This window comes from Cellulomonas hominis, assembly GCF_014201095.1.
GTDB lineage: Bacteria > Actinomycetota > Actinomycetes > Actinomycetales > Cellulomonadaceae > Cellulomonas > Cellulomonas hominis.
In genome coordinates this window covers 2028148-2052895 of the sequence record NZ_JACHDN010000001.1, presented here as the reverse complement: position 1 = coordinate 2052895, position 24748 = coordinate 2028148, and the positions used below count along the sequence as shown (strand labels likewise).

The following is a 24748-nucleotide window of genomic DNA, read 5'->3' as shown; positions in this document are numbered from 1 at the left end:
GGGCGACCGCCGACCGTGGGAGCGCTTCCGCAGGTCAGCGCGCGGAGAGCGCCCTCCCGTCGTGGGAGCGCTACCGCGGATCCGTGTCCCGGCCGATGCTGCGGAGCACGTCCACGACGCCGTCGTCCGCGATGGTGCCGGTGACCTCGTCGGCCGCCTCCCGGACGTGCTCCGGCGCGTGCCCCATCGCCACGCCGCGGGCCGCCCAGCGCAGCATCTCGACGTCGTTGCCGCCGTCGCCGACCGCCACCGTCGCGAACGGCTCCACGCCGAGCCGCCGCCGCAGGTCCTCGAGCGCGCTGCCCTTGGAGACCCCGCCGGGGGTCAGGTCGAGCCACGCGCTCCAGCCCACCGCGTACGACACCTGGTGCAGGCCGACCCGCTCCACCAGCGCGTGGAACTCCTCCGGCGTGCTGCCCGGGTCGCGGATGACGACGCGGGTCGCCGGGCTCGCGCACAGCTCCGCGAACGTCGACACCCGCTGCTCCCCGCCGAGCTCGCCGTCCGGGAACGGGCGGCTCACCCGGAAGCCGCGGCCGAGGTCCTCGACCGCGAAGTACGCGTCGGGCAGCTCCAGCTGCAGCACCCGCAGCACCGGCTCCGGGTCGAACGTCGTCATCTCCTCGACGGCGTAGCCCTCGGCCTGCTCCGGGTCGAGGCGCACGAGCACGGCCCCGTTCGAGCACACCGCCCAGCCCTCCTCGATGCCGAGGTCCCGGGCGACGGGCACGGTCGCGACCACGGAGCGCCCCGTGGCCAGGACGACGTGGGCGCCGGCCTCGCGCAGGGACGCGACGCACGCGCGCACCTCGGGCGAGACGACCCCGTCGTAGGTCATCAGCGTGCCGTCGACGTCGAGCGCGACGAGCGTGCCCGCCACGGTGCGCGGGTGGGTCATCGCGATCCGCCTCCCGAGGGCGTCGTGGGCTCGAGCACCTCCAGGCCGCCCAGGTACGGGCGCAGCCCCTCCGGCACCCGCACCGAGCCGTCCGCCTGCTGGTGGTTCTCCAGGATCGCCACGATCCAGCGGGTCGTCGCGAGCGTGCCGTTCAGGGTCGCGACCGGCCGGACCTCGCCGTCGGCGGTGCGCTCCCGCACGCCGAGGCGGCGGGCCTGGAACGTCGTGCAGTTCGACGTCGAGGTGAGCTCCAGGTAGCGCTGCTGGCTCGGCAGCCACGCCTCGCAGTCGAACTTCCGCGCCGCGCTGGACCCGAGGTCGCCGGCCGCGGTGTCGATCACCCGGTACGGCAGCCCCGCCAGCGCGAGCATCTCCTCCTCCCAGCCGAGGATGCGGCGGTGCTCGTCCGCGGCGTCCTCGACGGTCGTGTAGGAGAAGGCCTCGACCTTGTGGAACTGGTGCACCCGGATGATGCCGCGGGTGTCCTTGCCGTACGACCCGGCCTCGCGCCGGTAGCAGGCCGACCAGCCGGCGTACCGCAGCGGGCCGCCCGACAGGTCGAGGATCTCGCCCGAGTGGTAGCCCGCGAGCGCGACCTCGCTGGTGCCGACCAGGTACAGGTCGTCGGCCTCCAGCCGGTAGATCTCGTCGGCGTGCGCGCCGAGGAACCCGGTGCCCGCCATGATCTCCGGCTTGACCAGCGTCGGCGTGATGACGGGGGTGAACCCGGCCGCCAGCGCGCGGTCGACCGCGGCGTTGAGCAGGGCGAGCTCCAGGCGGGCGCCGATGCCGGTGAGGTAGTAGAACCGCGCGCCGGAGACCTTCGCGCCGCGCTCGGTGTCGATGGCCGCGAGGCCCTCGCCGAGCTCCAGGTGGTCCCGGACCGCGAAGTCCGCGCCGTACTCGGCGGCGAAGTCGCGCGGGGTGCCCTCGTGCCGGAGCACGACGTAGTCGTCCTCGCCGCCCGCGGGGACGCCGTCCTCGACGACGTTGCCGATCCGGCGGGCGAGCTCGGCGGCCAGCGCGTCGGCGGCGTCGGCGTCGGCCTGCAGCGCCTTGACCTGCTCCGCGAGGGTCTTCGCCTTCGCGAGCAGGGCCTGCTTCTCCTCGCCCTGCGCGGAGGCGACCTGCTTGCCGAGGGACTTCTGCTCCGCGCGGAGCGTCTCGAAGTCGGTCAGCGCGGCGCGGCGCCGGGCGTCCGCGTCGAGCACCTGGTCCACCAGCCCCGGGTCGTCCCCGCGCGCCACCTGGCTCGCGCGCACGACGTCCGGGTCCTGCCGCAGCAGCTTGAGATCGATCACGTCGCCGAGCCTACCGACCCCGCCCCCGGGTCTCCCCCGCGCCCGCTCGCCGCGGCGCGCCCACCGGCCCGCCGCGGGTGACCGGGCGCGCGCGGGTGCCGGGTCCCTGCGTAGATTCGTCGCATGACCTGGGAGGGGTGGCTGGCCGTCGCCGCCGTCGTGCTGTCCGTCGTCGCGCTGGTGGTCGCCGTGGGGGCCCGGCGGGTGACCGCCGGCGACCGCCGGGCGGGCCGGCTCGGCCGCGCCCTCGGGACGGTGCCGGCGCCCGCCGTCGGGGCGTCCGGCGCCTCCGAGGCGGACCCGGAGCCGCGCCGGCCGCTGGTCGCCTTCGTCGCGAACCCGTCCAAGCCCGACGTCCCGGACCTGCGCGCGACCGTCCGGCGGGCGTGCGCCGAGCAGTACCTCCCCGAGCCGCTCTGGCTGGAGACGACCCCCGAGGACCCCGGCATCGGGCAGACCAAGGACGCGGTCGCCCGGGGCGCGGACGTCGTGGTGGCCCTCGGCGGCGACGGCACCGTGCGCGCGGTCGCCGAGGCGCTGGTCGGCACCGGCGTCCCGATGGGCCTCATCCCGGTCGGCACCGGGAACCTGCTGGCCCGCAACCTCGACATCCCGATCGGCGACCCGCTGGCGGCGCTGCAGGTCGCGCTGGACGGCACCGACCGCACGATCGACGTCGGCTGGCTGCGCGTCCTGCGCTTCGAGTCCGACGTGGACGACGACATCGCCGAGGCGGCCGACGACCTGCCCGCCGACACCGACCAGCCGCGCGACCACATCTTCCTGGTCATCGCGGGCATCGGGTTCGACGCGGCGATGGTCGCGGACGCCGACGACCAGCTCAAGGCCAAGGTCGGCTGGGTCGCCTACTTCGTCGCCGGCATCAAGCACCTGCACGGCCGGCGGCTGCGCACCGTGGTCCGCCTGGACGACGAGCCGGCGACCCCCGCGCGGGTCCGCAGCCTGCTCATCGGGAACTGCGGGCGCCTGCCGGGCGGGATCACCCTGCTGCCCGACGCGGTGCTGGACGACGGCTGGCTCGACGTCGCGGCGATCGACACCCGCGGCGGCGTGGCCGGCTGGGCCCAGCTGCTCGGCGAGGTCGTGCTGCAGGGCGTGGGCGTGCGCAACCAGCTGCCCGCGAAGATCGGCCGGATCGACCACGCCCGGGCCCGCGAGGTGCACCTGTCGGTGGCCGGCGGCGAGTACGTCCAGGTCGACGGCGACGTCCTCGGCCAGGTGACCGAGCTGTCCGCCCGGGTCGAGCCCGCTGCGCTCGTGGTCCGGGTCGCGCAGGCCTGAGGCCGGACAGCGAGCTAGACGCTCTCGCCGCCGCGGACCGAGCGCAGCCACTCGCGCGCGGTCCGGAAGTCCGGGTCCGCCGTGCCGATGTGCACGTCCGCCGCGACCCCGTCCGCCCGCGGGTACGAGCCGAGGTACCGCACGTGCGGGCAGACCCGGTGCAGGCCCATGAACGCCTCGCCCATCCGCTCCTCGGTGATGTGCCCCTCGGCGTCGATCGAGAACGAGTACCGCCCGAGGGAGTCGCCGATCGGCCGCGACTCGATCCGGGACAGGTTCACGCCGCGGGCGGCGAACTGCTCGAGCATGGTGAGCAGGGCGCCGGCCTCGTTCGACGGCAGGTGCACGACGAGCGTGGTCTTGTCGGCGCCGGTGCGCGGCGGGACGTCCCCGGGGTGGCCGACGACGACGAACCGGGTGACCAGGTGCGGGTTGTCCGCGACGCCCTCGGCGAGCACGTCGAGCCCGTAGTGCGCGGGGGCCGCCGGCGGCACGAGCGCGGCGTCGAAGTCGAGCGCGTCACCCGGGGCCTCCGCGAGCCGCGCGGCGGGGGCGGTGTTCGACGACGCGGGCACGTGCACGGCCTCGGGCAGGTGCGCGGCCAGCCAGCGGCGGCACTGCACCCACGCGTGCGGGTGCGCGGCGACCCGGCGCACGCCCGCCAGCCCGACGCCGGGGCGGCCCACCAGGGTGAACCCCACGGGCACCAGCACCTCGCGCTGGAGCACGAGGGGCGTGCCGACCGCGAGCGCGTCCAGGGTCGCGGTGACGCCGCCCTCCATCGTGCTCTCGATCGCGACGACCGCGTGGTCGGCCTCCCCGTTGCGCACCGCCTCGATCGCGCTGACGACGTCGGCCTGCGGCAGGTACTCCGCCTCGTCCGGGCTCGCGACCTGCCGCAGCGCCACCTCGGTGAACGTGCCCGCGGGGCCCAGGTAGGCGTAGCGGGGGCGGCCGGTCATGGGGGACCTCCTGGGACGAGGGCGGGGCGGACGTGACGACGGCGTGAGCGCCCTGTGCGGCGCGCGTGCACGTGCCGGTCGGGACGCCGGGCCACGACGCGTCCGAGAGTAGTGCGCCCGTACGCTGGGCCGGTGCCCCTGTCCACGCCCGTCGCCGCCGCGCCCGCCCTCCGCCGACCCGCGGGGGCCCTGGTCGCGCTGCTGGTGGCCGCGCTGGGCTGGATCGCCGCCGCGGCGCCGGCGGGCGCGGCGACCCCCGCCGAGGACGCCGCCGCCGAGCAGCACCCCGTCGTGCTCGTCGGCGCGACCGGCCTGCGCTGGGACGACCTGGGCTCCCTGACGACGCCCGCGCTGTGGGAGCTGTCCCGGTCGGCGTCGCTCGCGTCCACCGTGGTGCGCAGCAAGTGGTCGTACACCTGCCCGAGCGCCGGGTGGCTCGCGGTGTCCGCGGGCGGCCGCGCGGACGACGTGCGCGTGCCGGACGGCACCTGCCGCACCCTGCGCGACCCGCTGGCGAACGGCTCCGTGCCCGGCTGGGCGGACTACGAGTCGGCGACCGCCGCGTCGGGCTACGACTCCCGGCTCGGGCTGCTCGGCGACACGCTCGCCGGCGCCGGCGTCGCGGTCACCGGCATCGGCCCGGGCGCGGCGATCGCGCTGGCCGACTCGGCCGGCGTCCCCGTCGGGGAGCACGTGCGCCAGCCCGCGGGAGCCGGCGCCCTGGAGGACGCGGTCGCGGAGGCCCTGGCGGGTTCCGGGCTCGTCGTCGTCGACGCCGGCACCGTGCGGGACCCCGGCTACCAGACCCGCGGGCGCCCCGAGACGGACGGCACGGCCGCCGAGGAGGAGGACCCGGCCGCCGGCGAGCCCGACGCGCCCGACCTGTCCGGCACCGACGTCGTCATCGAGCCGACCCGCGCCGAGCAGGTCCAGGTCATCGACGCCCGCGTCGGCGCGGTCCTCGACGCCGTCCGGTCCACGGACCGGGACGCCACCGTCCTGCTGTTCTCCCTCGCCGACTCCAGCCGCCGGGCGCACCTGCAGCTCGCGGCCGCCACCGGCCCCGGCTACGACGGCGGCACGATCGGGTCGCCGTCCACCCGCCAGCCCGGGTACCTGCAGGCCACCGACGTCACGCCGACGCTGCTGGACGCCCTCGGGATCCGGGACCAGGCCCCGTCGGGCGCGCTCGTGGGGTCCGCGATCCGCCCGGCGCCCGACGACGCCACCGCCGGCCAGCGCGTCGCCGCGCTCATCGACGACAACCGGCAGGCCCAGGCCGCCAAGCCGCGGGTGGGCGGGTTCTACGTGCTCTGGGTCGGGATGAACCTGGCCCTGTACCTGCTCGTCATGGTCGGGCTGAACCACCGGGTGCGGGCCTGGTGGTCCACCGCGCTCGCCCGGTTCCGGCCGCGCCGGGTCCAGGGGGTCGCCCACCCGCGCCGGGTGCTGCACGGCCTGCGGATCGCGGCCGTCGCGGTGGCCGCCGTGCCGGTGTCGACGTTCCTCGCGAACCTGCTGCCGTGGTGGCGGTCCGGGTCGCCGGGCTGGGCGCTCGCGGGCGCCGTGACGCTGTTCACCGGGCTGATCGTCGCGGTCACCCTGCTGACGCCGTGGTGGCGCGGGCGGCTGCTCGGGCCGCTCGGCGTGGTCGGCGGGATCACGGCGCTGGTGCTCGCGGTGGACGTCGCGACCGGCGCCCGGCTCGCGCTCGACTCGATGATGGGCCCGGGCGCTCTGGTCGCCGGCCGGTTCTACGGCTTCGGGAACCCGGCGTTCGCGCTGTTCGCCACGGCGATGGTCCTCACGACCGTCGCGCTCGCCGACCCGCTGCTGCGCCGGGGCGGGCGCTGGGCCGCGGTCGCGGTCGTCGCGGTCATGGGCCTCCTCGCGACGGCGATCGACGGGCTGCCGTCGGTGGGCGCCGACTTCGGCGGCCCGCCCGCGCTGGTGCCCGGGTTCGCGATCCTCGCCCTGCTGACCGCCGGCGTCCGGCTCACGTGGCGCCGGGTGCTCGCGGTGCTGGCCGCCGGGGCCGTCACCGTCGTGGGGATCGCGCTGGTCGACTGGCTGCGGCCCGCGGACGAGCGCACCCACCTGGGCCGGTTCATCGAGACCGTGCTCGACGGCGGGCTGTGGACCGTGCTGGTGCGCAAGGCGGAGACCAACCTGCGGATCCTGCTCGGCAGCGAGCAGACGCTGCTGGCCATCGGCGGCCTGCTGCTCGTCGTGCTGCTGGTCGGCCGCCCCGCGCGGTCCGCCGTGCGCGCGGCCGACGGCGGCCCCTACGCGTGGCTGTCCGCCGGCGCCCCGCTGCGGCGGCTGGCGACGGACGCGCCGATGCTGATGAAGGGCCTCATCGGGCTCGCCGTCACCCTGGGGATCGGGTTCGCGCTCAACGACTCCGGGATCGTCGTGCCCGCCACGGGCATCGGGCTCGCGGTGCCGCTGCTGGCGGCGGCGTGCGCGACCTGGATGCTGCTGCTGCAGCCGGCGGCTCAGCGCCCGGCGGACGCGCTGGCGGGGGCGGGCGCCGGCGCGGGCGCCGCTCCCGGCGCGGCCACCGCCACCGCCTCCGCGAACGCGGACGGCCGCCCGAACAGGTAGCCCTGCGCGAGGTCGCAGCCCAGCCCGCGCAGCGCCGCGTACCGCTCGGCGTCCTCCACGCCCTCCGCGATCACGTCGGCGCCCAGCGACCGGCCGAGCGCCACCACCGCCTCGACGACGCCCGCCGCCCGCGGCCCGACCGGACCGGAGCCGCCGAGCCCCTGCACGAAGGACTGGTCGATCTTCAGCAGCGTCACCGGGTAGTCGTGCAGCCGGGACAGCGACGAGTAGCCGGTGCCGAAGTCGTCGATCGCGACGCCGACGCCGAGCTCCCGCAGCGCCCGGAGCATCGGCACGACCCGGGTGTCGTCCGCGAGGGCGCCCTCCGTGACCTCGATGCCGAGCCAGGAGGCGGGGGCGTCGTGCCGGGCCAGCGTGTCGACGACGAGCGTCACCAGGTCGGCGCGGTCCTGCTGCGGCGCGAACTGGCGCGGGGAGACGTTCACCCAGACCCGCAGGCCCGTGCCGGTGCTGCGGTTGTGCGCGACGACCTCGCCGAGCGCCCGGTCCAGCGCCCACGCGCCGAGGCCGGAGATCAGGCCGGTCTCCTCCGCCACGGGGATGAACTCCGCCGGCGACACCGGCCCCCGCGAGCGGCTGGTCCAGCGCATCAGCGCCTCGACGCCCTCGACGCGGCCGCTCACCACGTCGACCTCCGCCTGGTAGGCGAGGTCCAGCTCGCCCTCCTCGACGGCCCGGCGCAGGTCGGCCGCCATGGTGAGGCGCTGCCGGGCGCGGTCCGCGGCGTGGTCCTCGTACCACTGGTGGCAGCCGCCGCCGAGCGCCTTCGCCCGGTACATCGCGACGTCGGCGCACCGGAGCAGCTCGTCCCACGGCATCGCCCCGGGCGCGGCGTGCACGACGCCGACGCTGCACCCGACGGCGAACTCCTCGTGGTGCAGGGCGAAGGGCTCGTCGAAGGCGGCGACCAGCCGCGACGCGACCGCGTCGGCCGTGCCCGGGTCCGCGTCGGGCAGCAGCACGACGAACTCGTCCCCGCCGAGCCGGGCCGCCGTGGCGCGGTCCGGCAGCCCGTCGGCGACCCGCAGCGCCGCGCGCTGGAGCAGCTGGTCGCCGACGACGTGCCCGTACGAGTCGTTGACGAGCTTGAACCGGTCGAGGTCGAGCAGCAGCAGCGCGGTGCCCTCCCGGGAGGTCGCGAGGGCGGCGACGGCGCGCTCGCGGGCGACGTCCCGGTTCGCCAGGCCGGTGAGCGGGTCGTGCGTGGCGGCGTGCGTGAGGCGGTCCTGCGCCTCGCGGAACCGCGTGGTGTCCCGGGCGACGACCAGCACGGAGTCCACGGTCCCGGCGGGGCCGCGCTCGGGGACCGCCCGCACCTCGTACCAGTGGCCGTCGGTCTGCGCGGACATGCTGATGAGCCGGCGCGGGTCGCGCTCGGGCTCGACCCCCGGGTCGGACGCGAGCGCGAGCATGTGGTGCGCGAGGGCGCGCACGGCGTCGATGACCGGGGAGCGGCCCGTGAGCTCGCGGACCTGGCGGCCGAGGTCGTCCTCGGTCAGGCGGGCGGCGCGGCGCATCGCCTCGTTCGCGAACCGCAGCCGCGCGTCGGAGTCGACCCGGGCGATGGCGTCGGGGGTGTTCCGGGTGATCGACTCCAGGTCCCGGGTGCGGTCGGCGAGCGCCCGGGTGCGCTCCGCGGCCAGCACGACCGCGCGGTTCTCCGCCGCCGCCCGCGACGTGAGCAGCCCGACCACCAGCGCGGTGAGCACCGCCCCGGCCGCCAGCGGGAACCAGGTGAGCGGGCCCGGCACGTCGTGCTGGGCGGCGACGAGCGTCCACGTCCGCCCGGCGACCGGGAGGTCGAGCGAGCGGGTGTCCTCGGCGAGCGCGATCGAGGCAGCGGTCACCGGCTTCCGGGCGAGCACCCCGAGGGACGTCCCGCCGTCCAGCACCAGCGTCGGCTCCGGCGGCCGGGTCGCCACGAGGTCGAGCAGCGGCGCCACCTGGAACGTCGTCACCGTCCAGCCGAGCAGCCGCCGCTGCCGCTCGCGGCGGTCGTCGGGCGCCGTCGGCCCGTCGTACACCGGCGCGACCAGCGCGGCCTCCTGCCCGGCCGCCCCCGCGCCGGCCCGGGCGATCCGCCCGACGTCCGCGGGGTCGGCCCGCGCGGCGTGGTCCACCGGGTACGGCGCGGACAGCACGACCTCGCCGGTGTCCCGGGCCGTCGTCAGCGCGGCGGACACGGCCGCGACCGCGTCGGCGTCGACCGGGTCGCCGTCGTGGAGCGCGTCGACCAGCGACGGCGGGCCGAACCGGACCACCTGGCCGACGGTGACGGCCCCGGCGGGCCGCACGGCGCGCGACCCCACCAGCGCGACGGTGCCCCCGGGGTCGGCCGGCCCGTTCAGCGCGGCGACCCAGGCGACGGCGCCCGTCGCGTGGGCGCCGCCCTCCCAGCCGCCGAACGCCCGCAGGTGCGACTCCCAGGCCTGCGCCCCGTCCGCCCAGGTGGTCGTGGTGGTCGGGGTGAGCATCGACGCGGCGGTGCTGGTCAGGCGCGTCTGCGTGTCGATCCGCGCCGCCAGCGCCTCGGCGGTGACCGCGAGCCGGCCCTGCGCGGCGGACGCGGCGCGCTCCCGGTGCTGGTGCGCGTCGAACGCCGACACTGCGAGGGACAGCACCAGCCCGACGGGCACCGCGACCGCGACGATCAACCGGATCCGGGCACGCGCGCGCCGGCGGGCCTCGAGCGGCATGCGCACCCCCTCCCGGTGTCCGGTGCTCCCCTCCCATCGGACGCGCGGGGGCCCGCCGCCACCGCGCGCGCCGAGATTCACCCGGTGCGCCCACCCGGTGCGCACCCGGTACCCACCCGGGCGGACCAGTCCGTCCCGCCCCGCGAGCCGGTGCACGGCTCCCGGGTCGCTCTCACCTACACTCGCGTCCGTGATCTTCAAGTCGGTGGGCGAGGGCAGGCCCTATCCCGACCACGGCCTCGTCACGCCCAAGCAGTGGGCGGACGTGCCGCCCCGCCAGGTGCGCCTCGACGAGCTGGTCACCACCAAGCGGACCCTGAACCTGGACAACCTGCTGTCCGAGGACTCCACGTTCTACGGCGACCTGTTCGCCCACGTCGTGCAGTGGCGCGGCGTGCTGTACCTCGAGGACGGGCTGCACCGCGCCGTGCGCGCCGCCCTCCAGCAGCGCCCGGTCCTGCACGCGCGCGTCCTCGTGATCGAGAACGATGGCTGACCGGGGCGCCGCCGACGCCGCCCGTGCGCGCCGTCGCCGCCACACCCGCGAGCGCCAGGCCGTCGTCTTCGGCGTGCTGCTCGGCGGCCTCGGGGTCGCCGCGTTCGGCGCCGCCGCGGTCTACACCGGCAGCTGGTCGCCGCCCTTCCTCAACCGGCCGTTCTCCTCGCCCGAGCCCACCGGGCTCGCCGTCGCCGACTCCCCGTGCCCGCCCGAGGGCGCGACGCCGGTGCCCTACGGCGAGGTGTCGCTGACCGTGTACAACAGCACGAACCGGGTGGGCCTCGCGGGCGACACCGCGGACGCGCTGGCCACCCGCGGGTTCACCGTCGCCGGCGAGGCCAACGCCAAGGACGGCGGGTACCAGGCGTACACCGGCACCGCCCTGATCCAGTTCGGCACGTCCGGCGTCGCCGCGGCGTACACGGTGGCCGCGCAGTTCGACTCGCCGCAGCTCGTGCTCGACGACCGGCAGGACGCGACCGTCGACGTCGTCGTCGGGTCCACCTACAACTCGCTGGTCGCCGCCTCCGACGTGGTGCTGGTCGCGGACCAGCCGTTCGCCGTGCCGGAGGGCTGCATCGCCCTGGACCAGGTCACGCCGATCACCCGGCCGACGCCGCCGCCCCCGACGGACGCCGCCACGGAGGCCCCGGCCGCCGAGGGCTGACGGCCGGCGCGGCTCGCGCCGGCGCACGCCCCGCACCGACACACCCGGCGCTGGTGCGCCGGTGCGCCGCGGCGTGCGGGCGGCCGGTCAGCGCTCCAGCTCGACCCCGCCCGGGACCGAGGCCGGCGACGCGGGCTCCTGGCTGGTGCCGCGCCACCGGGCCACGCCGCGCATGACGTGGTAGACGCCGATCGCGGCGGCCGTCCCGAGCGCGATGCCCGCGAACTCGAGGTCGCCGGCCGTCCACGTGAAGTTCGCGATGCCGATCACCAGGGCGACGGCCGCGGTCGTGAGGTTCACCGGGTCGGAGAAGTCGACCTTGTTCTGCACCCAGATCCGGGCGCCGAGCACGCCGATCATGCCGTAGAGCACCGTCGTCGCCCCGCCGAGCACGCCCGCCGGGATGGTGTTGATCAGCTCGCCGAACTTCGGGGACAGGCTGAGCACCAGCGCGGTGGCCGCGGCGACCCAGTAGGCCGCCGTCGAGTACACCTTGGTCGCCGCCATGACGCCGATGTTCTCGGCGTACGTCGTGGTGCCGGACCCGCCGCCGAGGCCGGCGAAGGTCGTCGCCAGGCCGTCGGCCAGCAGCGCGCGCCCGGTGAGCGGGTCGAGGTCCTTGCCGGTCATCGCCGCGACGGACTTCACGTGCCCGACGTTCTCGGCGATCAGCACGAACACGACCGGCAGGAACAGGCCGAGCAGCCGCGGCTCGAACGTCGGGGCGACGAAGTGCGGCAGGCCGAACCAGGCGGCGTCTCCGACGGCGGTGAAGTCGACCTCGCCGCGGACCCAGGCCACCGCGTAGCCGATGAGCACGCCGACCAGGATCGACAGCCGGCCGAGGATGCCCCGGAACAGCACGGCGGACAGCACGATGGCGGCGAGCGTCGCGAGGGCGGTCACCGGGGCGGCGCGGAAGCCGCTGCACGCGCCGGTGTCGTCGCACGTGCCCCAGGCGGTCGGGGCGAGGTTGAAGCCGATGAGCGCGACCACGGTGCCGGTGACGACCGGCGGCATGACGAGGTCGATCCAGCGCGAGCCGGCCAGGTGCACCACGAGGCCGATCGCCGCGAGCAGCAGGCCGGTCACGAGGATGCCGCCGACCGCCGCGGACTGCCCGCCCGACGCCGTCGCGGCGACGATCGGGCCGATGAACGCGAAGCTCGAGCCCAGGTAGGACGGCAGCTTGTTGCCCGTCACCAGCAGGAACGTCACGGTGCCGATCGCGGAGAACAGCAGCGTCGTCGCCGGCGAGAACCCGGTGAGCAGCGGGACCAGGAACGTCGCGCCGAACATGGCGACGACGTGCTGCATGCCGATCCCGATGGTCCGGGGCCACGACAGCCGCTCGTCCGGGGCGACGACCGCCCCCGGGGCGACGGTCCTGCCGTCGCCGTGCACCCGCCACCCGATCGCGCTCACGCGGTACCGCCTCCTCGTGCCCGGCCCGCCCGGCCGGTCCGGGCGCGCCGCAGGGCAGGCTAGCGGCTCGGCGGTCCCGGCCGGGTCGGGGGTCCGCCGCGTAGGGTGTGGGCCGCCCGGTCCCGTCGCCGTCGGAGGTGCCCCATCGCCCGCCTGCTGCGCTCGCGCGCCGCGCTGTGGACCGCGTTCCTGCTGGTGCACGGCTGGATCGGGTACGTCGGGACGGTGCTGATCCCGAACCGCGCGTTCTGGGACCTCGACCTGTACCGCTGGTGGATGTGGCAGGGGCTGCACCAGGGCGTGTGGCCGGTGCTGGACGGCGACTGGGTGTACCCCGCGGGTGCGGTGCTGCCGATGGTCGTGCCCGCGCTGGTCGACGCCGTGGACACCTTCACCTACGCCGCCGGGTGGACGGTGCTCGTCACCGCGCTCGACGCGGTGGCCGTGGGGGTGCTGCTGCGCGGGGCGCGCCGGGGCGGGGGTGCGCACGTCCGGGGGGTCGTCGCGGTCGATCCCCGGCACGACCCGGCCCTCGGGGCCTGGTGGTGGCTCGCGTTCGTGCTGCTGCTCGGGCCGGTGGCGATCGGGCGGCTGGACGCCGTGGTCGCGCCGGTGGTCGTGGTCGCCCTCACGCTCGCGCTCCGGCGACCGGCGGTCGCGTCCGCGCTGCTGACGCTCGGCGCCTGGATCAAGGTCGCGCCGGGCGCGCTGCTGCTGCCGCTCGTCCTGGTGCTGCGGCGCCCCTGGCGGGACCTCGTGCTGCCCGCGGCGGCCGTGTGCGTCGCCGTGGCGGCGGCCGTCGCGGCCGGGGGCGGCCTCGGGCACCTCACGTCGTTCCTCACCGAGCAGGGCGAGCGCGGGCTGCAGGTCGAGTCGGTCGCGGCGACGCCGTGGGTGCTCGCGGGGCTCGCCTCGTCGTCGGTGCGTGTCGTGCTCAACGACGCGATCACCACCTGGGAGATCGCCGGGCCGGGGACCGCCGGCGTCGCCGCCGCCCTCGGCCTGGTGCTGCCGCTGGCGGTCGCCGCCGTGACGACCCTGCTGGCGTGGGTGCGGCTGCGGGCCGGGGACGGCCTGGACACCGCCGGCTTCCTCGCCCGGGGCGCGCTGCTCGTCGCGGTGACGCTGATCCTGGCGAACAAGGTCGGCTCGCCGCAGTTCGTCGGGTGGCTGGCCGGACCGGTCGTCGTCGGGCTCGCCCGGCCCGGCGCCGCCGGCGTGCGCTCCTGGCGGACCCCGGCGCTGCTCGTGCTGGTCGTCGCGGGGTTGACCCAGTGGGTGTTCCCCGTCGCCTACGACGGCATCACCACCCAGCAGGCGGTGCCGTCGCTCGTCCTGGTGCTGCGGAACGTCCTGCTCGTGGTGCTCGCCGTGGTGGCGGCCCGGGACCTCGTCCGGACGGGACGGACCCGGGCCGCCGCGGCGGTCAGCGCACCTGCGGCATGACCTCCGAGGCCACCAGCTCCAGGTGGTCCAGGTCGTGCAGGTCGAGCACCTGCAGGTAGACCCGGCTCAGCCCCAGCTCGGCGAGCGAGCCCAGCCGGTCCACGATCGCGGTCGGCGTCCCGGCGATCCCGACCTCGCGGAGCTCCTTCGGGTCGCGCCCGATCGCGGCGGCGCGGCGATCCACCTCGGCGTCGTCCCTGCCGGCGGCCAGCACCAGCGCGGCCGACATCGTGATCGACCGCGGGTCGCGCCCGATGGCCCGGCAGGCCTCGCGCACCGTCTCCAGCTTCTCGCCGACCTGGTCCAGCGGCGGGAAGGACAGGTTGAACTCCGACGCGAACCGGGCGGCCAGCGCCGGGGTCCGCTTCGGGCCGAGGCCGCCGACGATCACCGGGACGCCCGCGCGCGACGGGTCCAGCGGGGACTGCTGCACGGGCTTGGGCAGCGCCGGGCTGTCGGTCAGGGTGTAGTGCTCGCCGGCGTAGGAGAACCGCTCGCCGACCGGAGTGCCCCACAGGCCGGTGACGACCTCGAGCTGCTCGGTCAGCGGCCCGAACCGCTTGTCGGGGAACGGGATGCCGTAGGCGGCGTGCTCCTGGGCGAACCAACCGGCGCCCAGGCCGAGCTCGACGCGCCCGCCGGACATCTGGTCGACCTGCGCGACCTGGATCGCCAGCACGCCGGGGTGCCGGAACGTCGCCGAGGTGACGAGGGTGCCGAGGCGGATGCGGCTGGTCTCGCGGGCCAGGCCCGCCAGGGTCGTCCAGGCGTCGGTCGGGCCGGGCAGGCCGTCCCCGCCCATCGACAGGTAGTGGTCCGAGCGGAAGAAGGCGTCGAAGCCCAGGTCCTCCGTGGCGCGCGCGACGGCGAGGAGGTCGTCGTAGGAGGCGCCCTGCTGCGGTTCGGTGAAGATCCTCAGGTCCATGCCGCCGAGCCTTTCACGTCGCCGGACGTGCCGCCGCGCGCCCGGCGGTACCGTCGAGGTGTGCTGCGCAACATCCGGTGGTCCAGCCTCGGCGTCGTCCTCGGCGGGGCCGTGCTCGCGCTGGTCTGCCTCGGCGCCGCGCTGCGCGGGCACCCCTGGGCCTGGCTGGTGGGCGTCGTCTGCGCCGCGACGGCCGTCCGCGAGGTGCGGGCCCTGCGGCGGCTGGACGCGCGGGGGCGAGGCGCTGGGCGAGGCGCTGGGCGGGGTGCTCGCCCAGGCGCGCAGCGGGACCTCCGGACCCGCGGGGACGAGCCCGTCGTGAGACGGTGATCGCATGGTGACGCAGCTCGGCCTGGCCCTCGACGCCCTCGCGGTCGCGGACTGGCGGCGGCGCACCGCCCAGACCTACGCCGACGTCCGCCGGATCGCCGCCGACGACCCCGCCGCCGCGCACGCCGAGTGGGTCGCCCGGCGCGACGAGCTGTTCGCCGCGCACGCCGCCTCGCCCCTGCGGCCCGCCGCGAAAGCCGTGTTCACCGGCCTCGACGTCGCCCCCTACGACCCCGCCTACCGGTTCGAGGTCCGGGTGCGGGCCACGTCCGCGCAGCGCCTCGAGGTCGCGACCGGCACCGACGGCGTCGTCCCGTTCGACCGCGTGGGCCGGGTCGAGCTCGACGACCTCGGGTCGCTGTCCGTGTGGGCGCTGCGCACCTACGGCGGCGGGATCTTCGTACCGGTCAAGGACCGCACCGCCGGGAAGGGCACCTACGGCGGTGGGCGGTACCTGCTCGACACCGTCAAGGGCGCCGACCTGGGGCGGGCGACGGACGGCGGCCTCGTGCTCGACCTCAACTTCGCGTACAACCCGTCGTGCGCGTACGACCCCGCGTGGGCGTGCCCGCTCGCGACGCGCGGGAACGTGCTCGACGCCGAGGTCCCCGTCGGCGAGCGGCAACCCGACCCGATGCTCGTCATCGACGGCGTGGACGAGGAGCCGGAGGGCGCCGGACCCGCGTGATCCGGGGGCGCCGAGTCCTCCACAGGGGGCGTTCGGCAAGCGGGTTGTGGATGACCCGGCTGCGGTGTGGGTGGGGGTGGGTAGTGTCGGTTCATGGCATCTGACCTGCACGAACACCCCGACGGCGGTCCCGCCGCGGGTGTGGTGCTGCCCCGGTACGGGGACGACGGTCGGTGTCTGACCGAGTACGGGCCGGACCCGGGTGCCGGGGCCGCGCGCACGGCGCAGCAGCGGCAGATCGAGGCGATCGCGGCGTGCCCGCCGGGGCCCGAGCTGGATGCGTGGTTGCGGGGTCTGGACCTGTCGGTGCTGCCCGCCGGGGTCGTGCTCGAGGTCGTGGCCGCGTGGGACCGGATGGAGTCGTCCGCCCACGCCGGCAAGCTCGCCGCGGTGGCCGAGCTGGTGGTGCGCCCCACGATGGACCCGGACCGCACCCCGGGGCGCGGGGCCGCGCCGGTGGGGCGGGAGCGGGTGGTCGCGGGTGAGGTGGGGATGCGGTTGCGGTTGCCGGTGCTGACCGCCAGCCGGGTGGTGCGCGATGCGGTGCTGCTGGACGGGTTGCTGCAGGCGACCGGTGCGGCGTTGGCGACCGGGCATGTGGATGCCCGTAAGGCGGACACTCTGGTGCGTCGGGCGCGGGACCTGCCCTATGAGGCCACGTTGGCGGTGGAGGATGCGGTGCTGCCGGACGCGGACCAGTGCTCGCACGCGCAGTTCGAGCAGCGGGTGGAGCACGCGATCGCCCTGGTGGACGCCGAGGGTGCCGCGCTGCGGCACGCCACGGCCCGCCAGGGTCGGCGGGTGACGCACCCGCGGCGGCGTCCGGACGGGATGGCGGCGATGTGGTGCGTCCTGAGCGCGCCGGACGCGGCCCGGTTGGACGGGGTGTTGGACCACGCCGCCCGCGCCGCCCGCGCCCTCGGTGACCCCCGCACCTTGGACCAGCTACGCGCCGACGGGCTACGCGACCTGATCGTGGGGGACGTCCCGGCGGTGGAGGGGCCGGCGTTCGAGGTCCGCCTCCACCCACCCGCCCCGAAGCCGGTGCCGGTCGACCGGGCGTGGACCACCCCGGGTGGACCATCGCGCTCGCGCCCGATGGCCCCCGAGCCGACCGCCACCGTCACCCCCATCCCCGCCCCGATGCCCGTCTCGCTCCGCACGGCCACGCCTGCGACCGCCGCGACCGCTGCGCCTGCCGCGGCCACCGCTCGTGCGGCTGACGACGCGACTGCCGATCCCGGCGCCGGCGGCACACCGCCAGCGGACACCGCGGGCACCCGAGTGCCCGCCGCCCCCGCCTCGGACGCTGGCGGCCTCGCCACCCGGGCCCACCGCAACCGCGCCGCCACCGGCTGCGGCACCTGCGGCGGCCGCCCCGGAGCGCAGGTGCGGGTCACGATCGCCGCCTCCACCCTGCTCGGCCTGGACGACCAGCCCGGGGACCTCGAGGGGTACGGGGCCATCGACGCGGTCACCGCCCGGGCCCTGACCGCCGGAGGCGACTGGCAACGCATCGTCACCGACCCCCTCACCGAGCAGACCCTCGACGTCGGACGACGCCGATACCGACCACCGGCAGCACTCGACGAGCACGTGCGCGTCCGGGACAAGACCTGCGCGGCACCGGGCTGCACCGTGCCCGCGGCGCGCGCGGACCTGGACCACACCATCGCCTACCACCCGCAACCCGGCGCCCCACCGGACACACCCCTGGGTGGCACCGACGCGGGCAACCTCGGGCCGCTGTGCCGCGCCCACCACCGGCTCAAGACCGTCGGCGGGTTCCGGCTCCGGCAGATCGAACCCGGCCTGTTCGAGTGGATCACCCCCACCGGCCACCGCTACCTCGTACGCCCCGGCACCGGACGCTCCCTCGACACGACCACCGTCCCCCACGACGCCGAACCACCGTTCTGACACCACCACGCCCGCGCGCCGCGACGATCGAGCCCGGCTCACCCGGGCGAGAGCAGGCAGGCGCCATGCGGGGCGTCGGACCGGGGGCGAGGGCCAGCGCCCACACCGCGCGCCGGCCCGCCGCTCCATCCGCCGACCGCGATCGCCCTGCCCACCGCCCCATATGCCCACGGCTCCATCTACCCACCGCTCCGTCGGCCCACCGCTCCGTCGGCCCACCGCGACCGTCGGCCCACCGCTCCATCTGCCCGCCGACGCACCGCCCCGTCGCCCCACCTGCCTGTCAGCCCACCGCTCCATCTGCCCGACCCACCGCCCGTCGCCCCACCTGCCTGTCAGCCCACCGCTCCATCTGCGCGACTCACCGCCCGTCGCGCCACCTGCCTGTCAGACCACCGCCCCGCGCCACACCCCCCGGCCGCGCACCGGCCCGCGCGGCAGCCAACCCGGGTGCGCCACCTACGCTGTCCCGGTGCCGTTGACCATCGAGACCCGCACCGCCGACACGATCACCGCCGCCGAGCTCTACCCGCTGCTGCGCCTGCGGGTCGACGTGTTCGTCGTGGAGCAGACGTGCCCCTACCCGGACCTCGACGGCCGCGACCTGCTCCCGGACACGCTGCAGGTGTGGGCGCACGAGGACGGCGAGGTCCTCGGATGCATCCGGGTGCTGGGCGCGGGGACACCGGAGCCGGCGATCGGCCGGGTGGCGACCGCCGGGCCCGCGCGCGGGCGCGGGGTGGCGGCCGCGCTGATCGAGCGCGGCATCGAGCTGTGCGGTCCGGACGCCACGATCCACCTGCATGCCCAGGCGCACCTCGAGGGCTGGTACGGCCGGTTCGGCTTCGAGCGGGCGGGCGCCGACTACGACGAGGACGGCATCCCGCACGTCCCGATGACCCGCGTGCCGCGCACGGCCCGCGGCTGAGCCGCGCTCAGCGCTGGCAGGTCGGGCACCAGTAGAGCTTCCTGCCGGCCATCTCCTCGACGACGACCGGGGTGCCGCAGGTCCGGCACGGCTCGCCGGCGCGGCCGTACACCCAGTGCCTCTCGTCGGGGTCGGCGAGCGCGGCGGCCCGCCCGGACTCGTCCAGGTCCTCCCGGGTGATCATCACGCCGGTCCGGATGCCGTCCGCGAGCAGGACGGACCAGTCGTCCCACAGCGCCCGGGCGGTCTCGCGCGGCACCCGCTTGCCGGGGACGTGCGGGTCGAGCCGCGCGCGGTAGAGCAGCTCCGCCCGGTAGATGTTCCCGATGCCGGCGACGACGGCCTGGTCCATGAGCAGCTGCCCGACCGGCGTGCCGCGGGAGGTGAGGCGCTGGACCATGACGTCCGCGGCGGACCCCGGCCCGGGCGCGACGGCGTCGGCGACGGCGCCGTCGGCCGCGACCGGACCGGCGGCGGCGGTCGCTGCGGCAGCGGCGGCAGCGCCCGCGCCCGCGTCCGCTCCGGCGCCCGGGCCCGGCCCCGCACCCGTGGCCATCGCGACCGCCCGGGGGTCGGCCATCCGGGCCCGCACGTCGTCCTCGACCGCCGGGTCCGGCCCGAGCTTCGCGAGCGCGACCGCGGTCGCCGCCGGGTCGAGGACCTCGCACGCGGTGGGACCGCGCAGGTCGGCGACGGTGGACCCGGTGGCGAGCCGCACCCGGACCTGGCCGACCGGGGCGGGCGGGAAGTCCTCGACCTCGGCACCCACGTCGCCCTCGCGCTCCCCCTCGCCCATGCGGACGGCCCGCCGGACCCGGGGAGCGCCGAGGCTCGCGACGGCGCCGCCGCCCTCGACCAGGGGCGAGACCACGCCGGAGAAGTCCCACGCGCCGTAGAGGCCGAGGTGCACCCGCAGCACGTGCCCGCCGGCGAACCCGAGGAACAGCTGCTTGCCGACCGCGGCGGACGTCAGGAGCTCCCGGCCGTCGAGCAGGGCGGCGCCGGCGGCGAACCGCCCCTGCGGCGAGGAGACGGCCAGGCGGTGCCCGACGAAGTCGCGGGCGAACTGGCGGGCGATGCGGTGGACGGTGTGACCCTCGGGCATGCGCCCAGGCTAGGGGCGGGGTCGGACACCCGCCCCGCGGGCCGGCCGTGCGCGGCGGGCGGGGCTCAGTCGTCCCAGAAGGCGGTCCACGCGCCGACCGCGAGCGCGGCGGCGACGACCGCGACGACCGGCCACAGGGCGGACCAGGACCACTGGTGCACGAGGCCGGACACGAGGTCGCGCCCGAGGACGACCCGGTCGATGACACCGGCGACCGCCCGGAGCAGGAGCTCGAGGATCGCGTCCGCGGTCCCGGTCAGCACGCGGACCGCCGCTCGCGTGCATCCGGGCAGGTCATGGGCTCATCCTGCCAGGCACAGGGGCTGCTCAGGCAACCATCAGGTGACGTGTCGGTGGCCGGTCGGGCCGGTCGTCCCGCACGACCCGCGACCGGCCGGGAGAGGATGGGGTGGTCGTCCCGCCCCCGAAGCCCCCCAGGACCCATGTCGGCACCGCACACGCCCGCGCCCACCGCCCCCGCGCCCACCGCTCCCACGCACCGGGGCCGCCGCAGCACCGCGGCCGTCACGGTGCTGCTCCTCGTGCTCGCCGTCGCGGCGACCGCGGGCTTCCTGCAGCACCGGCGCGTCGCCGCCCAGGACCAGCGCGCGCTCGCGGCGGCCGAGGACGGGCTGGAGCAGGCCGCGACGGACCTGGAGGCGGTGGTGGTCGCGGGCGAGCAGGTGCTGCTGGGCTCGGAGGGGCAGGTCGCGGACGAGGGGCTCCGCACGACGCTCGCCGACGTGCTCGCGGAGGCGTCTGCGCTGGACACCGACCCGGAGGGCACCGGCAGCCGCGCGGAGCGCACGCGGTCCGCCGAGACCCGGGCGTCCGACGCCGTCGGGCTGACGGCGACCGTGCAGGCGGCGACGGCAGCGGTCGCGGAGGCCTACGCGAGCTGGACGCTCGCCGCGGTCGCCGACGGCTGGGCCGCGGCGCGGGACGCGCTGGCGTCCTCGGTGGCGGCGGCGGAGCTGGACCGGGACGCCCGCGCGCCGGGGACGCCGGGCCGGGCCGCCGTGGAGGCGGCCATCGTCCCGGCCGTCGCCGCGCGGGACGCCGTGGTGGACCCCGCGGACGTGGACGTGCTGTCGGCGGCGACGGCGGAGGCCGACGCGGCCCGCGAGGCGCTGGACGCCGCCGTCCGCGACGCCGGCTGAGGGCTCAGCCCTCGCCGGCGCCCGGCACCTTGTCGGTCACGTCCGCGTAGTCGCGCGCCGCCGGCAGCTCGCCGGGCGCGTAGACCAGGCGGACGACGCCCGTCGGGTAGACCTCGGAGCGCAGCAGGCGCAACGGGTACACCGGCTCGCCCTCGTCGAACAGCCGCTCGCCCCGCCGCGCGGCCACGGGGTGCACCAGCAGGCGGAGCTCGTCGAGCAGCCCCGCGGCGAGCAGCTGCCGGACGACGGACACCGAACCGGGGACCACCACCTTGCCGACGCCCGGCTGCTCCTTGAGCGCCGCGACCGACGCGACGAGGTCGCCCTCGACGCGCTCGGCGTTCCGCCAGCCGAGGTCCTGGGTGCCGCGGGTGGCGACGACCTTGCGGGTGTCGCCGAGCCGGCGCGCGAACTCCGCGTCCTCGCCGCCGGCGGCCTCGCGGTCCGGCCAGGCGCCGGCGAACGAGTCGTACGTGACCCGGCCCAGCAGGAGGACGTCGGCGCCCTCGTAGTCCTCCCCGACCGCGGCGCCCATGTGGTCGTCGAAGTACGGGAAGTGCCAGGCGGGGTCGATCTCGACGACGCCGTCGAGCGAGATGAACAGGGTCGAGACGATCGTGCCCATGGCGGTCCTCCGGGTCGACGGCGGCGGCTGCGGCGGCGACGGCGTCGGCGACGGCACCGCGGGACACCAGGAGACCCCGGGAGAGGGCCCCGGCGCCAGACCCGGGTGGTGTCGGCGGCCTGTGGCACCATCGCCGGGTGCCCGCCGACCCCGCCACCCCGGCCGCCCCGGCCGCCCCGGCCAGTCCGACGGGCCCGGCCGCCCCGGCACCGTGGCGCGAGGTCGTCGACGGCCTGCTCGCCTGGGGCGGGGCGGGAGAGGCACGCGGCGTCGAGCGCGCCGGCCGCGCGGCGCTGCAGCTCGAGGTCCGTGAGCTCACGCCCCGCACGCGTGACCGGTGGAACGGCCCGACCTCCCGCACGGCCGGGGCGCGGCGCGCGGCCGACGACCTGGTCCGCGGCAGCGGCGAGCACCGCCTCGCCGCGCGGCCCGTCCTCCGCACCGGTCGCGGGTGGGCGCGCGGCGGCGCGACGTGGTCGAACCTGCCGCACCTGCAGTCCCGGCTCGACCTGGACGACGACCAGCACCGCTGGTTCTGCCAGCTCGGCGCGCTGCACCGCGCGGCCCGGCCCGCGCAGCCCGGCGACGACCCGGGCTGGCTGTTCCTCGACGACTTCGCCAACCCCGTGCTCTGGGAGCTCCTGGACCAGGCGCGCGGGCTCGGCGTCCCGCTGGTCGGCTCGGGCGCGGGGGCCCGGGTGCGCCTCGCCGGGCGCGCGGTCCTCGGGCTCGACGCCGCCGGGACGGACGACGGTGGCATCCGGCTGGCCGCCCGGCTCACGGTGGACGACGAGCCGGTCCCGGTGGGCGACGCGCACCCGATCGGGACGCACGGCCTGTGGGTGGCCGACCTGGCCCGGCCGCGGGACGTGCTGCTCGCCCCGACCGCCGCGCCGCTGACCCCGCACCACCTCGCGCTGCTCGGCGCCCCCGGCGGCCGGACGGTCGCGGACGCGCTGGGCGCGGGCGTCGTCGTGCCCGCGGAGGGCGCCGGCGAGTTCCTGCGGGAGCACCTGCCGGCCCTGCGCGCGGGGCTGGACGTCGGGAGCGCGGACGGCAGCGTCGACCTGCCGCCGCCCGCGCCGCCGACGCTGGTGCTCACCGTCACCCACGCCCCGGGTCACGTCCTCGACCTGGCGTGGCGGTGGGACGGTCACCGCGGCTCGGCCCCCGCGCCGGACCCGCGGACGCTGCTGCCGCGCGGCCTGCTCCCCGCGACCTGGTGGCCGGAGGACGCCGCCCCGGGAGACGCCGCGCTCCCCCGCCCCGTGACCCTCCGGGACGTCGAGGCGGCCGAGTTCGCCACCACCGCGCTCCCCCGGCTCGCCGGGCGCCGCGGGGTCCGCGTGGACACCGTCGGCACCCCGCCTGCCTACCGGGAGCTGCAGGGCACCCCGGTGCTCGCCGTGACGGCCCAGCCGAGCGAGCAGCACGACTGGTTCGACCTGGGCGTGACCGTCACGGTCGACGGCCGGACCGTGCCGTTCGTGCCGCTGTTCAGCGCCCTGGCGAAGGGCCGGCGCCGGCTGCTGCTGGTCGACGGCTCGTACCTGTCGCTGGACCACCCGGCGCTGGAGCCGCTCGCCGACCTGATCGCGGAGGCGCGCGACCTCGCCGAGTGGGAGACGGGCCTGCGGATCAGCCGGCACCAGACCAGCCTGTGGTCGGACCTCGCCGACCTCGCGGACGAGGCCGAGACCCCCGAGCCGTGGCGCGCGCTGCTCGCCGACGCCGCGGCGCCCGCCCCCGTGCCGGTCCCCCGCGGGCTGCGCGCCGACCTGCGTCCGTACCAGGTCGAGGGCTTCCGGTGGCTCGCCGCCCTCTGGCGGCACGGGCTCGGCGGGGTGCTCGCGGACGACATGGGCCTCGGCAAGACGGTGCAGACCCTGGCGCTCGTGCAGCACGCCGCCGAGCAGCGCGCCGACGGGAGCCCGCGGCGGCCGTTCCTCGTCGTCGCCCCCACGTCGGTCGTGCCGAACTGGGTCGCCGAGGCGGCGCGGTTCACGCCGGGCCTGGTCGTGCGCCGGGTCGAGCAGACCGACGCCGCCGGCCCCACGCCGCTCGCGGACCTCGCGGCAGGCGCGGACGTGGTCGTCACGAGCTACGCCCTGCTCCGGCTGGACGCCGCGGCGTACCGGGCGGTCGGTGACGACGTCGGCTGGGCCGGCCTCGTGCTCGACGAGGCGCAGCAGGTGAAGAACGCGGCGTCCCGCGGGCACGAGGCGGCGCGCGACCTCGCGGTGCCGTTCACGCTCGCGGTGACGGGGACGCCGGTGGAGAACTCGCTCACCGAGCTGCACGCCCTGCTCGCCCTGACCACCCCGGGCCTGCTGCCGTCCGCGCGCCGGTTCGGCGACCGGTACGTCCGGCCGATCGAGGGCGCCGCGACGGGCATCTCCAGCGGCCCGGGCGCCGGTGAGGTCCCCGCCGACCGCGAGCGTGTCCGCGCCGAGCGGCTGGCCACGCTGCGCCGCCGGATCCGGCCGTTCCTGCTCCGGCGCACCAAGGACCTGGTCGCGGCCGACCTGCCCGCCAAGCAGGAGCAGACCCTGGCGGTCGAGCTGGCCCCGGAGCACCGCGCCGTCTACGACCGGTACCTCCAGCTCGAGCGGCAGAAGGTGCTCGGCCTGGTCGACGACCTGGACCGGCAGCGGTTCATCGTCTACCGCTCGCTCACGCTGCTCCGGATGCTCGCCCTCGACCCCCGGCTGATCGACCCCGGGCTCGCCGGGATCCCCGCCGCGAAGGCCGACGCGCTGCTGGAGCAGATCGCCGACGTCGTCGCGGAGGGGCACCGGGCGCTGGTGTTCAGCCAGTTCACGTCGTACCTCGCGCTGGTCGCCGAGCGCCTGACCGCCGCCGGGGTCGAGTTCGCCTACCTGGACGGCTCGACCACCCGGCGGGCGGACGTGATCGACGGCTTCCGCGAGGGCGACGCCCCCGTGTTCCTGCTGAGCCTCAAAGCCGGCGGTACCGGACTCAACCTCACCGAGGCCGACTACGTGTTCCTGCTGGACCCCTGGTGGAACCCCGCCGCGGAGCAGCAGGCCGTGGACCGGGCGCACCGGATCGGCCAGCACCGGCACGTCATGGTGTACCGGCTGATCGCGGCGGGGACCATCGAGGAGAAGGTCGTCGCCCTCCAGGCGCGCAAGGCGGCCCTGGTGGACGCCGTCATCGACGACGGGGACCTGTTCGGGTCGGCGCTGACAGCCGACGAGGTGCGTGACCTCCTGGCCTGAG

General features: G+C 76.9%; 20 protein-coding genes. 11 read left to right on the top strand and 9 right to left on the bottom strand.

From position 1 onward, the window contains the following. Positions 1–70: 70 nt before the first annotated feature. Together HNR08_RS09635 and serS are read right to left on the bottom strand one after the other, a co-directional pair. Positions 71–898 (bottom strand): HAD family hydrolase, encoded by an 828-nt coding sequence (locus tag HNR08_RS09635; protein ID WP_146833088.1) that lies wholly within the window; start codon positions 896–898, stop codon positions 71–73. Continuing rightward, positions 895–2199: a serine--tRNA ligase gene (serS, locus tag HNR08_RS09630; protein ID WP_146833091.1), complete on the bottom strand. Its 1305-nt coding sequence runs from the start codon at positions 2197–2199 to the stop codon at positions 895–897. The genes HNR08_RS09635 and serS overlap by 4 nt, the downstream gene beginning before the upstream one ends. A gap of 123 nt (positions 2200–2322) precedes the next feature. On the opposite strand from serS, the gene HNR08_RS09625 reads away from it, so the two are divergent. Next, complete coding sequence (locus tag HNR08_RS09625; protein ID WP_146833094.1) at positions 2323–3501, top strand: diacylglycerol/lipid kinase family protein; 1179 nt, start codon at positions 2323–2325, stop codon at positions 3499–3501. Positions 3502–3515: 14 nt separating this feature from the next. Here HNR08_RS09625 and pheA read toward each other — a convergent pair whose 3' ends face one another. Continuing rightward, complete coding sequence (gene pheA, locus HNR08_RS09620) at positions 3516–4463, bottom strand: prephenate dehydratase (RefSeq protein ID WP_146833097.1); 948 nt, start codon at positions 4461–4463, stop codon at positions 3516–3518. A 132-nt stretch (positions 4464–4595) separates the two neighbouring features. On the opposite strand from pheA, the gene HNR08_RS09615 reads away from it, so the two are divergent. After that, the gene (locus HNR08_RS09615) at positions 4596–7070 is read left to right on the top strand and encodes an alkaline phosphatase family protein (RefSeq protein WP_183834974.1); all 2475 of its coding nucleotides are present in this window, start codon (positions 4596–4598) and stop codon (positions 7068–7070) included. On the opposite strand, the gene HNR08_RS09610 is transcribed toward HNR08_RS09615, so the two are convergent. After that, positions 6962–9787, bottom strand: coding sequence for a bifunctional diguanylate cyclase/phosphodiesterase (locus HNR08_RS09610; protein WP_146833100.1), 2826 nt, complete (start codon positions 9785–9787; stop codon positions 6962–6964). The two genes, HNR08_RS09615 and HNR08_RS09610, sit on opposite strands and share 109 nt — an antisense overlap. A 190-nt stretch (positions 9788–9977) precedes the next feature. Between HNR08_RS09610 and HNR08_RS09605 the strand changes: the two genes are divergently transcribed. Further along, complete coding sequence (locus tag HNR08_RS09605; RefSeq protein ID WP_146833103.1) at positions 9978–10283, top strand: type II toxin-antitoxin system VapB family antitoxin; 306 nt, start codon at positions 9978–9980, stop codon at positions 10281–10283. Next, complete coding sequence (locus HNR08_RS09600; RefSeq protein ID WP_146833106.1) at positions 10276–10953, top strand: LytR C-terminal domain-containing protein; 678 nt, start codon at positions 10276–10278, stop codon at positions 10951–10953. The genes HNR08_RS09605 and HNR08_RS09600 overlap by 8 nt, the downstream gene beginning before the upstream one ends. Positions 10954–11040: 87 nt before the next feature. Here the strand turns inward: HNR08_RS09600 and HNR08_RS09595 are convergent, their stop codons facing one another. After that, entirely contained in the window at positions 11041–12378 is a 1338-nt protein-coding gene (locus HNR08_RS09595; RefSeq protein WP_146833109.1) for a uracil-xanthine permease family protein, read from the bottom strand. A gap of 105 nt (positions 12379–12483) precedes the next feature. On the opposite strand from HNR08_RS09595, the gene HNR08_RS09590 reads away from it, so the two are divergent. Further along, positions 12484–13824, top strand: coding sequence for a glycosyltransferase 87 family protein (locus tag HNR08_RS09590; protein WP_246802903.1), 1341 nt, complete (start codon positions 12484–12486; stop codon positions 13822–13824). Here HNR08_RS09590 and HNR08_RS09585 read toward each other — a convergent pair. Beyond that, the gene (locus HNR08_RS09585) at positions 13805–14749 is read right to left on the bottom strand and encodes an LLM class F420-dependent oxidoreductase (RefSeq protein WP_146833112.1); all 945 of its coding nucleotides are present in this window, start codon (positions 14747–14749) and stop codon (positions 13805–13807) included. The genes HNR08_RS09590 and HNR08_RS09585 overlap by 20 nt on opposite strands. 60 nt (positions 14750–14809) lie before the next feature. On the opposite strand from HNR08_RS09585, the gene HNR08_RS09580 reads away from it, so the two are divergent. From HNR08_RS09580 to HNR08_RS09565, 4 genes are all read left to right on the top strand, one after another. Next, a complete protein-coding gene (locus tag HNR08_RS09580; protein WP_146833114.1) occupies positions 14810–15079 on the top strand; it encodes a hypothetical protein in 270 nt (89 codons plus the stop codon). 4 nt (positions 15080–15083) lie between these two features. Beyond that, positions 15084–15767: a DUF1684 domain-containing protein gene (locus tag HNR08_RS09575; RefSeq protein WP_146833117.1), complete on the top strand. Its 684-nt coding sequence runs from the start codon at positions 15084–15086 to the stop codon at positions 15765–15767. A 93-nt stretch (positions 15768–15860) separates the two neighbouring features. After that, positions 15861–17687 (top strand): HNH endonuclease signature motif containing protein, encoded by a 1827-nt coding sequence (locus tag HNR08_RS09570; protein WP_146833120.1) that lies wholly within the window; start codon positions 15861–15863, stop codon positions 17685–17687. A gap of 472 nt (positions 17688–18159) precedes the next feature. Beyond that, positions 18160–18615, top strand: coding sequence for a GNAT family N-acetyltransferase (locus HNR08_RS09565; protein WP_146833127.1), 456 nt, complete (start codon positions 18160–18162; stop codon positions 18613–18615). A 7-nt stretch (positions 18616–18622) separates the two neighbouring features. Here HNR08_RS09565 and HNR08_RS09560 read toward each other — a convergent pair whose 3' ends face one another. Both HNR08_RS09560 and HNR08_RS09555 read right to left on the bottom strand, forming a co-directional pair. After that, on the bottom strand, positions 18623–19720 hold the full coding sequence (locus HNR08_RS09560; RefSeq protein ID WP_146833129.1) for an Fpg/Nei family DNA glycosylase: 1098 nt from the start codon (positions 19718–19720) through the stop codon (positions 18623–18625). 65 nt (positions 19721–19785) lie between these two features. Next, a complete protein-coding gene (locus tag HNR08_RS09555) occupies positions 19786–19983 on the bottom strand; it encodes a hypothetical protein (RefSeq protein ID WP_146833132.1) in 198 nt (65 codons plus the stop codon). Between the two features lie 180 nt (positions 19984–20163). Here HNR08_RS09555 and HNR08_RS09550 point away from each other — a divergent pair, with 180 nt between their 5' ends. Further along, the gene (locus HNR08_RS09550) at positions 20164–20880 is read left to right on the top strand and encodes a hypothetical protein (protein ID WP_146833135.1); all 717 of its coding nucleotides are present in this window, start codon (positions 20164–20166) and stop codon (positions 20878–20880) included. Positions 20881–20884: 4 nt separating this feature from the next. On the opposite strand, the gene HNR08_RS09545 is transcribed toward HNR08_RS09550, so the two are convergent. Next, the gene (locus HNR08_RS09545; protein WP_146833138.1) at positions 20885–21505 is read right to left on the bottom strand and encodes a dihydrofolate reductase family protein; all 621 of its coding nucleotides are present in this window, start codon (positions 21503–21505) and stop codon (positions 20885–20887) included. A gap of 137 nt (positions 21506–21642) precedes the next feature. Here HNR08_RS09545 and HNR08_RS22665 point away from each other — a divergent pair, with 137 nt between their 5' ends. Beyond that, a complete protein-coding gene (locus HNR08_RS22665; protein ID WP_146833141.1) occupies positions 21643–24747 on the top strand; it encodes a DEAD/DEAH box helicase in 3105 nt (1034 codons plus the stop codon). Position 24748 lies beyond the last annotated feature (1 nt).